Consider the following 7,120-nt stretch of genomic DNA (forward strand, 5'->3'; position numbering starts at 1 on the left):
CTGCCCGCGAAGAGGCCCTCCCTGATACAAAGCCCCACCCCAGTGCACACCGCACCCTTTCAGTACACATCCCGCACATAACGCCGATCCCGGCTCAACTGCGCCAAGTAAGCCTCGGCCTGCTGCGTGCTCATGGCGCCGTGTTCCGCCACCACGTCGCGCAGCACTGTGTCGACATCCTTGGCCATGCGGCTGGCATCGCCGCAGACATAGAAATGCCCGCCCTGCTGCAACCATTGCCACACCTGGGCGCCCTGCTGGCGCAGGCGGTCCTGGACGTAGATCTTTTCTGCCTGGTCACGGGAGAACGCCGTATCCAGCCGGTGCAGATGCCCGCTGCGCAGCCAGGCGTGCAGTTCGTCGCGGTAGTAGAAGTCGCTGTGTTCGCGTTGCTCGCCGAACAACAGCCAGTTGCGCCCGTGATGACCCAGCGCCTGGCGCTCGTGAAGGAAGGCGCGAAACGGCGCGATGCCGGTGCCCGGACCGACCATGATCATTGGCGTATCGGCCTGGCTGGGCACGCGGAACTGACGGGTCTTTTGAACGAAGATCGGCACCAGCGCCGCCGCCGAGCGATCGGCCAGAAAGCCCGAGCAGACGCCACTGCGCACGCGCTCGTTGCACTGGTAACGCACGGTCGACAACGTGATGTGCACCTGATGCGGGTCGGTGCGGGCGCTGGAGCTGATGGAATACAGCCGCGGCTGCAAGGGCTTGAGCAGGCCGAGCAGTTCCTGGGTGGTCAGGGTGACCGGAAAGGCTTCGAGCAGATCGATCAACTGCCGACCCCACAGCCACTGCTGCAGTTGGCCAGCGTTGTCCGGTTCGAGCAACGAGGCCAACAACGGATCAGCGCAGCGCTCGCCCAGAAATGCCAGCCACTGCGGCGTGATGCGCGTGATGTCCAGATGCTTGTGCAAAGCCACTGCCAGCGGCTGCTCGCCCTGCCCCTTGAGCAGGACCCGCTCGCTGCTGTCCAGGCCCAGGCAGGCCAGCAGTTCCTCGACCAGGCTCATGCAGTTGCTCGGCCATACGCCAAGGGCATCACCGGCTTCATAGACCAGGCCGCTGTCCTTCAAGTCGAACACCACATGGCGCACTTCCTTCTCGGTGCCAGCGGCGTTGAGCACCTGGTTGTGCAGGACCCGCGACAGCCAGGGCCGTTGACGGGTATACAACGCAGCTTCTGCTGCAACCGAACCGGCCACCGATTCCGCCACTGAACTGGACGCTGGTCCGGCAAGCAGCAGACTGGCGGCCTGTATCCAGCGCTCGGCAGGCGCCTGATCGTCAGGCTCGCACTCGACGCGGTCGAGCAGACGCTCGCCGCCCAATTGGGTCAGCCGCTCGTCCAGCTTGCGGGCAAAGCCGCAGAACTGCGCGTAACTGGAATCGCCCAGCGCCAGCACGGCATAGCGCAGGTCTGCACAGGGCTCGGTCTGCGTGGCCTGCAATTGGGCCCACAGGCGCGCGGCATTGTCCGGTGCATCGCCATCGCCGAAGGTGCTGGTGATCAGCAACAGGTCACGGGCGGCGAGCAGCTCGGCCGGGGTGATCTCGTGCAGGCCACGTAGAGCGACCGATGCGCCACGCTCGCGCAGGGTCTGCGCGCAGCGTTCGGCGATGGCCTGCGCGGTGCCGGTCTGCGAAGCCCAGAGCACCTGGATGGCCGCCTGCCCGTCGCTTGCCGCGACAGCCTCAGGCACGTCGGCATCGAGGTTCTGCAGGGCGATTTCCGGCGAGCCGACGCGTTGCAGCGCCACGGCGGCGAACTTGAACGCCGGCTGGTGCGACAGCGGATCGGTGGCGTCGCTGGTCACGGCATTGATCGCCAGATCGCTGCCGTACACGTCGTTCCAGTGAAACGGCGCGAAGCAATTGCCCGGCCGTACCCGGTCGCTGAGACGGGCCGGCAATACCGCCTGGCCGCGCCGCGAGCGGACCTGCACCTGATCGGCCTCGCCGATGCCCAGGCGCTCGGCGTCGTCGGGATGGAGTTCGATGAACGGCCCAGGGTCGAGCCGGTTCAAGGTGGCAACCTTGCCGGTCTTGGTCAGGGTGTGCCACTGATGCTGCAAGCGACCGGTGTTGAGCACCATGGCGAACTCGGCGTCGGGAAGATCGGCGGCTGGCAGGTGCGGACGAGCGAAGAACCGAGCGCGACCGCTTGCGGTGGGAAAGCGCACGCCTGCGTCGGTGAGGTAGCGAATCGGGCTGCGCGCCCCCTCCTGTCCTGGCAGCGCGGGCCATTGGCGCGGCTGCTGGCGCAGTTGCGCGTAGCTGGCGCCGCGGATGTCGTAACCGCTCTGCGGGTTGTCGAAGCGTTGCAGCTCTTCATAGACCTGCTCGGCGCTGGTGTAGTCGAAGCCCTCGCCGAAGCCCATGGCGCAGGCCACCCTGGCGATGATTTGCCAGTCCGGCAGGGCTTGCCCCGGTGCGTCGACGGCCTTGCGCATCAGGGTCATGTTGCGCTCGGAGTTGATCATCACCCCTTCGGCCTCGGCCCACAGCGCGGCGGGCAGCAGCACGTCGGCATAGCGGTTGGTCTCGGTGTCGAGAAAGGCATCCTGGGTGATCACCAGCTCTGCGGCCTGCAGACCATCGATGACCTGCTGGCGATTGGCGACACTGGCCACCGGGTTGGTGCAGATGATCCAGCACGCCTTGATCGCGCCCTCGCCCATCTGCCGAAACAGGTCGACGGTGCCGGCGTTGCCTTCTTCACGCAAGCTGCCGGGGGCAATGCCCCAGAGTGTTTCGACGTGAGCCCGATCGGCCGCCACCAGCAACGAACGCTGGCCGGGCAGGCCTGGGCCCATGTAGCCCATTTCGCGCCCGCCCATCGCGTTGGGCTGGCCGGTCAGGGAGAACGGTCCGCTGCCTGGACGGCAGAGGGCGCCGGTGGCCAGGTGCAGGTTGCACAGCGCGTTGGTGTTCCACGTGCCATATATGCTCTGGTTCAGCCCCATGGTCCAGCAACTCATCCAGTTGGCCGCGCCACCGATCCACTTCGCGGCCTGACGGATCGCCTGTTCGTCGAGGCCGGTAATCTCGGCGACTCGGGCTGGCGTGTAATCGGCCAAAAAAGCCGGCATGTCCTCCCAGCCTTCGGTGTGCGCGGCGATGAACGCCGGGTCGGTCGCGCCGTTGGCGTGCAGCAGGTGCAGCAAGCCGTTGAGCAGCGCCAGGTCGGTGCCCGGCTCGATCTGCAGGAACAGGTCGGCCTTGTCGGCAGTGGCGTTGCGCCGTGGGTCGACGACGATCAGCCTGGCGCCGGCCTTGAGGCGATCGAGCAGGCGCAGGCACAAAATCGGATGACAATCAGCCATGTTCGCGCCGATCACCAGAAACACCTCGGCCTGATCGAAATCATCGTACGAGCCGGGCGGGCCATCGGCGCCCAACGACAGCTTGTAGCCACTGCCAGCGCTGGCCATGCACAGCCGCGAGTTGGATTCGATATGCCGCGTGCGCACGTAGCCCTTGGCAAGCTTGTTGACCAGGTACTGGGCTTCCAGCGACATCTGCCCGGAGACGTAGAAGGCCAGGGCATCGGGGCCATGCTCATCGAGAATCTGCCGCAGGCGGCTGCCGGCCGCGGCGATGGCGGCGTCCATGTTCGACTGTACCGGCTCATGGTCACGGTTCTCGCGCAGGTAGGCGTGCTGCATGCGCCCCGGATCGCTGAGCGGCTGGGCGCAGGTGCTGCCCTTGGTGCACAGGCGTCCGGCGTTGGCCGGATGCAGCTTGTCGCCGCTGACCTTGACCACGCGGCCGCTCTCGACAGTCATGACGATACCGCAGCCGACGCCGCAGTAGGGGCACACGCTACGCACTGAAGTGGCGGTCATCGACCCTCCTCGCTGCTGGCGACAAAAACAAAAACGGCGCCAGCTGCCTGCGCTCATCAGAGCGGGCAGCACGGCACCGTTGTCGTGTGGGAAGCAATCGGCATCGATTGCATTGTGTAGTGCGCAGGCTTGCAATCCATGCGCCACAATCACCTGAACCTCAGCGAAGAAAGGAAGCAGCCGGTCGCAGGTCCAATGTATCCCCCGTGACCTGCACTCTTTATGTGCGTCGCGCACCACCGGCTGGCACCGATGCGACAGGCGTCTGCGCTCTATGGAAAGATTGCCGGGACTAGACTAAAGGCCAGTTGCCATCACTGGGTTTTTCAGGCATAAAGCCGCGCTTATCACAAGGACCGTGCCCATGCGCTTGCTCATTCGAGGCGTGATGATCGTGCTGGTGGCCGCGCTGTTGGCCGTCGCCGTCATCGCCTACTACATCGCCTACCCCAACCTGCCGGCCTACAGCCCTGCCCGCGACCTGCACTACCTGCAGGACTGGAGCGACACCGACCGCGACACCTACTACTTCACCCCCCAGGGGACCCAGGTCAAGGGCCTGCACTACGACTGGTTCGTCAACCTGGAACAGCCGTTTTCCACGCAGCGTTTCGCGGCGCCGGAAAACCTCGGCCGTTTCGGCTTCCTGATCGAACCGGGCCACGCGCAGAATCCGCACGATTTGCCCATAGGCTTCACCCGACACCCCGGCGAAAACGGCGACACGCAGTTTCTCGACATCAGCTGCGCCGCGTGCCACACCGGTGAGTTGCGCTTCAACGGCACGGCGCTGCGGGTAGACGGCGGCACCGCGCAGCACGTGCTGCCCGCCACGGTGCCGACCCTGCGCGGCGGCGACTTCGGCCAGGCCCTGGCGGCGAGCATGGCGGCCACCTACTACAATCCCTGGAAGTTCAAGCGCTTCGCCCTGGCGGTGCTCGGCGAGCAAGGCTACGAGGCCGGGCACGACGCCCTGCGTGCAGCGCTCAAGGCCTCGCTGAACAGCTTCCTGCACACCGCCTGGAACGACACCCATCGTGGCCTGTACCCTGTCCAGGAAGGGCCCGGCCGCGCCGATGCGTTTGGCCGCATCGCCAACGCCACCTTCGGCGACGCCATCAGTGCCGACAACTATCGCGTCGCCAACGCGCCGGTCGACTATCCACACTTGTGGGACATCTGGACCTTCGACTGGGTGCAGTGGAACGGTTCGGCCCAGCAGCCGATGGCGCGCAACATCGGTGAGGCGCTGGGCGTGGGCGCGACCCTGGAATTCTTCGACGCCCACGGCCAGCCCCTGATGGGCGACGAACGCTACCCCTCGAGCGTGCGGGTCATGGACCTGTACCGCATCGAACAAGCCGTGGAGCGTCTGCCCGCGCCGCAGTGGCCCGAAGCGGTGCTGGGCCAGGTCGATCTGACCCGTGCCGCCCAGGGCCGGCAGCTGTTCCAGGAAAACTGCGCGGCCTGCCACGTGCCCCCGGTGGACCACAGCGGACCGCGCCCCGTGGCCAAGCTGCAGATGCGCTCGGTCGACTACATGGGCACCGACCCTACCGCTGCCAACAACATCGCCGATCATCGTTTCGATGTCAGCGCGCTGAACTGGGACGTGCAGGCCCTCAAGACCATGAACGTGCAGTTGGAAGACCCCAGCGAGCCGCTCGACCTCAAGCACATTTCCGTGGCCAAGGCACTGGCCTACGTCACTGCCTTCGTCGAGGCGCGGGCCTACCGCCAGGCCGGCATCGGCCCGCAGGAACAGGCACGGCTGAACGGCTTCGGCATGGACATCGGCGTGCGTGAACTGCGCGCGTACAAGGCCCGGCCCCTGGCCGGCGTCTGGGCCACCCCGCCGTTCCTGCACAACGGTTCGGTGCCCAGCCTCTATCAACTGCTGTCGCCTCAGGACGAGCGCTCGGTGACCTTCTACCGTGGCAACCTGGAATACGACCCGGCGCACCTGGGTTACCGCAGCGAAGCCCTCCCCGGCGGTTTCCTCTACGACACGCGCCTGACCGGCAACGCCAACAGCGGCCATGAATTCCGCGACGGCCCGCTGGGTGCCGGGGTGATCGGTCGCCTGCTGCAGCCCGAGGAGCGCTGGGCGCTGCTCGAATACCTCAAGGTCTTGGGTGGACCACTGGAGAAACGACTGCCATGAACAACCGTCCCTCGATCGATTCGACGCCGCCCGGCCCCATCGGCCGCTTCTGGCTGCGCCTGGGTACCTGGCTGTTCAAGACGGTGCTGGGGCTGATCGTCCTGGGCCTGCTGGGCTGGCTGCTGGCCACGCTGTGGTACGCCTGGAAGTTCTCCGGACCGGTCTCGGCCCAGGAGCAGATCCCCGCCGGCGAAGCGGCAATGACCCAGGACATCATCCAGACCGCCATCCGCATCGTCGACCAGCACCGCGAACCCACCCGCTACCTGCGCGACGCCCACGCCAAGGCGCATGGCTGCGTGCAAGCGCAGGTCAGCGTGGCCACCGATCTGGATCCGGCACTGCGCCAGGGTGTGTTCAGCGAACCGGGCAAGACCTGGCAAGCCTGGATGCGGCTGTCCAACGGCAACGCCTATCCGCAGTTCGACAACATGAAGGACGCGCGCGGAATGGCCATCAAGCTGCTGGGCGTGCCCGGCGATCAGCTGCTGCCCAGCCAGCAGGGACGCGGCGAGCAGGATTTCGTCATGTTCAACCATGCCAACTTCTTCGTCAGCGACGTGGCCGAGTATCGCCAGAACGTGGCGGCCCAGGCCGACGGCAAGAAGGTGATGGCCTTTCTGCCAGGCTGGGATCCGCGCCAATGGCAGGTGCGGCACCTGTTCATCGCCCTGGCGACCTTGTCCGAAGCACCGCCCAGCCCGCTGCTGACCACCTACTTTTCCGTGTCGCCGTACAAGTTCGGCAACCTCAACGCCAAGTTCCGCGTCACCCCGGAAGCGGGAACATGCCCGGCCTATACGCCACCGGCGCAGAATCGCGACGTGCCCAACTTCCTGCGCTCGGCGTTGTACCAGCAGCTGTCCACCGATCGTCAGCCGGCCTGCTTCGCCCTGCAGATCCAGACACAGGACGCCAAGCGCTACATGCCCATCGAAGACACCAGCGTGCGATGGAAGGAAAGCGACGCGCCCTTCCAGACCGTGGCCCACATCCAGGTGCCGGCTCAGGATTTCGACACACCCAAGCAGAACCTGATGTGCGACAACCTCAGTTTCAGCCCCTGGCACGGGATCGAGGCGCATCGCCCCATCGGCGGCATCAA

At 66.0% G+C, this 7,120-nt stretch carries 3 protein-coding genes; 2 read left to right on the top strand and 1 reads right to left on the bottom strand.

Annotation, left to right across the window (positions count from 1 at the left end; all coding sequences use genetic code 11):
* Positions 1-59: 59 nt before the first annotated feature.
* Positions 60-3,851, bottom strand: coding sequence for a bifunctional nitrate reductase/sulfite reductase flavoprotein subunit alpha (locus B2V21_RS16950; RefSeq protein WP_286917468.1), 3,792 nt, complete (start codon positions 3,849-3,851; stop codon positions 60-62).
* A 364-nt stretch (positions 3,852-4,215) separates the two neighbouring features.
* On the opposite strand from B2V21_RS16950, the gene B2V21_RS16955 reads away from it, so the two are divergent.
* Both B2V21_RS16955 and B2V21_RS16960 read left to right on the top strand, forming a co-directional pair.
* Positions 4,216-6,015: a di-heme-cytochrome C peroxidase gene (locus B2V21_RS16955; protein WP_286917469.1), complete on the top strand. Its 1,800-nt coding sequence runs from the start codon at positions 4,216-4,218 to the stop codon at positions 6,013-6,015.
* On the top strand, positions 6,012-7,120 hold a 1,109-nt coding region (locus tag B2V21_RS16960), incomplete at its 3' end, for a catalase family protein (RefSeq protein WP_286917470.1). The genes B2V21_RS16955 and B2V21_RS16960, both read left to right, overlap by 4 nt.

The sequence above is a fragment of the Pseudomonas sp. UBA6276 genome (assembly GCF_002438365.1).
Classification (GTDB): Bacteria; Pseudomonadota; Gammaproteobacteria; order Pseudomonadales; family Pseudomonadaceae; genus Aquipseudomonas; species Aquipseudomonas coleopterorum.

What these genes read in the sequence shown, in the direction of transcription:
- B2V21_RS16950 (WP_286917468.1), bottom strand. Translation starts at nt 3,851, where the DNA reads ATGACCGCCACTTCAGTGCGTAGCGTGTGCCCCTACTGCGGCGTCGGC.
- B2V21_RS16955 (WP_286917469.1), top strand. Translation starts at nt 4,216, where the DNA reads ATGCGCTTGCTCATTCGAGGCGTGATGATCGTGCTGGTGGCCGCGCTG.